At 42.5% G+C, this 2,452-nt stretch carries 1 protein-coding gene and 3 pseudogenes; 1 reads left to right on the top strand and 3 read right to left on the bottom strand.

What is annotated here, in order from left to right:
- Positions 1 to 171 precede the first annotated feature (171 nt).
- The 3 pseudogenes from A3I3_RS10335 to A3I3_RS11340 all read right to left on the bottom strand — a co-directional run.
- Positions 172 to 360, bottom strand: a pseudogene (locus tag A3I3_RS10335) (GTP pyrophosphokinase); the annotation flags it as partial.
- A gap of 41 nt (positions 361 to 401) precedes the next feature.
- A pseudogene (locus A3I3_RS10730) lies at positions 402 to 609 on the bottom strand (site-specific integrase); the annotation flags it as partial.
- A pseudogene (locus A3I3_RS11340) lies at positions 585 to 740 on the bottom strand (rolling circle replication-associated protein); the annotation flags it as partial. The pseudogenes A3I3_RS11340 and A3I3_RS10730, both read right to left, overlap by 25 nt.
- A 102-nt stretch (positions 741 to 842) precedes the next feature.
- Here A3I3_RS11340 and thrC point away from each other — a divergent pair.
- Positions 843 to 2,327, top strand: a complete 1,485-nt coding sequence (thrC, locus tag A3I3_RS0109510) for a threonine synthase (RefSeq protein WP_026129861.1) — start codon at positions 843 to 845, stop codon at positions 2,325 to 2,327.
- Positions 2,328 to 2,452 lie beyond the last annotated feature (125 nt).

The raw sequence follows: 2,452 nt of genomic DNA, 5'->3' as shown, positions 1-2,452 counted from the left end.
TTTTCATTATAGGTCTTATGGGACTTTTTTTCTACAACAAAATAGGCTCCATAATTCCTAAAGTGATTTTACCCACTACAGAAATTATAGAGCCTCTTTTGAACTTTTCTTGATTGAGTTACTAAAAATTACTAATCTTTTTTCTAGGTGCTTAAAAAGGTGATAGCAGAAGGTTAGTTCAGTATCTTCAATGACATCATGAAGATAAGCGACCGCTTTTTCCTCATCAGTTTTTACAAAACTAGCAACTGTCTCAGGGTGTTTAATATAGTCAACACCTGCTTTATCAACCTGTCCGAAGTGAGCTTTTTTAGCTTCTTCATAAGCTCGTTGGCTTACTGATTTTTGTATTTTATCCATATCTTTATTCTACATTTTACTTTTTAAAAACTCAAGTTACTTCACAATAAATCATCTAGTTTGTCTGCTAGGTCTTTCTGTTTGCTTGGATACAAGTGAGAATAGGTATCGATTGTAGTGGTTATAGAAGCATGTCCTAGGCGCGTTCTTTAACGACTAGGTATTGATTAAAAGAGAAGCATGTGAGTGCTTAAAATCATGTATGCGTATCTTTTTTAGTATTACATCACGTTCAAGGATTTTCTTGTATTACTTTTCTTCATACGTTCAAGACGCTGTTCTTGTTCTTTTGGTGTTTGTTCATCAAAAGTTCTTCGCTGTGCTTTTACTTTTTTCTCAGTATTAGTATCTAATATAGACTTTCCTTTTGAAAATATTGGGTTTTAAATTACCTAAATTTTACATTATTTTTCCAAATATTCTCACAATTCTCGCCGAAAATATGGTATCATGGTAGATATAGCATGAAAGGGAAAGAAATTATGACCTTAGTTTATCAATCAACGCGCGATGCCAAAAACACGGTGAGTGCCAGTCAGGCGATTTTGCAGGGCTTAGCGACCGACGGTGGGCTTTTCACGCCTCTGACTTATCCAAAAGTGGATTTGGACTTTGAAACTTTGAAAAATGCCTCTTATCAAGAGGTTGCCAAATTGATTTTGTCAGCTTTCTTGGATGATTTTACCGAGGAAGAGCTGGATTACTGTATCGAGCAGGCTTATGACAGCAAGTTTGACGACGAGCGCATTGCGCCCTTGGTTAAGCTAGACGGGCAGTACAATCTGGAATTGTTCCACGGCTCAACCATTGCTTTTAAAGATATGGCTTTGTCCATTTTGCCGCATTTTATCACGACGGCGGCGAAAAAGCACGGCTTGGAAAATAAAATCGTCATTTTAACCGCAACTTCTGGCGACACTGGAAAGGCTGCTATGGCGGGCTTTGCCGATGTGGTGGGCACGGAAATTATTGTCTTTTATCCTAAGGACGGTGTCAGCAAGGTGCAGGAGCTGCAAATGACGACGCAGACCGGCGCCAACACGCATGTGGTCGCTATTGACGGGAACTTTGATGACGCACAGACCAATGTCAAGCACATGTTTAACGACCCAGCTCTACGCCAAAGGTTGGCAGAGCACAAGATGCAGTTTTCATCGGCTAATTCCATGAATATCGGGCGTTTGGTGCCGCAGATTGTCTACTACATCTATGCCTACGCCCAGCTGGTCAAGACTGGTCAGATTGCGGCGGGCGACGAGGTGAATTTCACCGTTCCGACGGGGAATTTTGGAAATATCCTTGCGGCTTACTATGCCAAGCAAATCGGCTTGCCAGTAGGCAAGCTCATCTGTGCTTCCAATGAAAATAATGTCTTGACCGACTTTTTCAGGACGCAGGTTTATGACAAAAAGCGGAGCTTCAAAGTTACGAGCAGTCCGTCTATGGATATTTTGGTCTCTTCAAATTTGGAGCGCTTGATTTTCCACCTCTTGGGCAATGACGCAGAAAAAACAGCAGATTTGATGCAGGCTCTCAACCAGCTTGGGCAGTATGAATTGACCGATTTTGACCAAGAAATTTTAGAGCTCTTCGCTGCCGAGTATGCGACCGAAGCGGAGACGTCAGCCGAAATCAAACGGGTCTATGATGCCTCGCACTATATCGAAGACCCGCATACGGCAGTCGCGTCAGCGGTTTATCAAAAATACCTGAGGGAAACGGGCGACCAACGTCCAACGGTCATTGCTTCCACAGCTAGCCCTTACAAATTCCCACGGGTGGCAGTTCAAGCGGTGACGGGTGCTAGCGATTTGACCGACTTTGAAGCCTTGGTGAAATTGCAGGAGCTCTCTGGCGTCAGTCTACCGACAGCTGTAGACGGTCTGGAAACAGCGCCGGTTCTCCACAAAACGCAAGCTAAAGCTGACCAGATGCAGGCTGCGGTTGAAAATTACTTAGGTTTGTAAAAAGTGACCAATAGCATAAAAAAGTTGAGATAATGTCAAGCCCCAACTAAAATAGACAGTAAAAAAGTGTATTAGTTATGAAGATATGCTTCCCGATATTGCACGGGGGTCATGCCTTTTAATTT

The organism is Streptococcus massiliensis DSM 18628 (assembly GCF_000380065.1).
In the GTDB taxonomy this organism is placed as follows: Bacteria; Bacillota; Bacilli; order Lactobacillales; family Streptococcaceae; genus Streptococcus; species Streptococcus massiliensis.
Note: the sequence above shows the minus strand (reverse complement) of the source record. Positions and strands in the feature narration are given on the sequence as shown.

Bases quoted from the DNA above. Each gene is read 5' to 3' on its own strand.
- thrC (WP_026129861.1), top strand. From the start codon at position 843: ATGACCTTAGTTTATCAATCAACGCGCGATGCCAAAAACACGGTGAGT.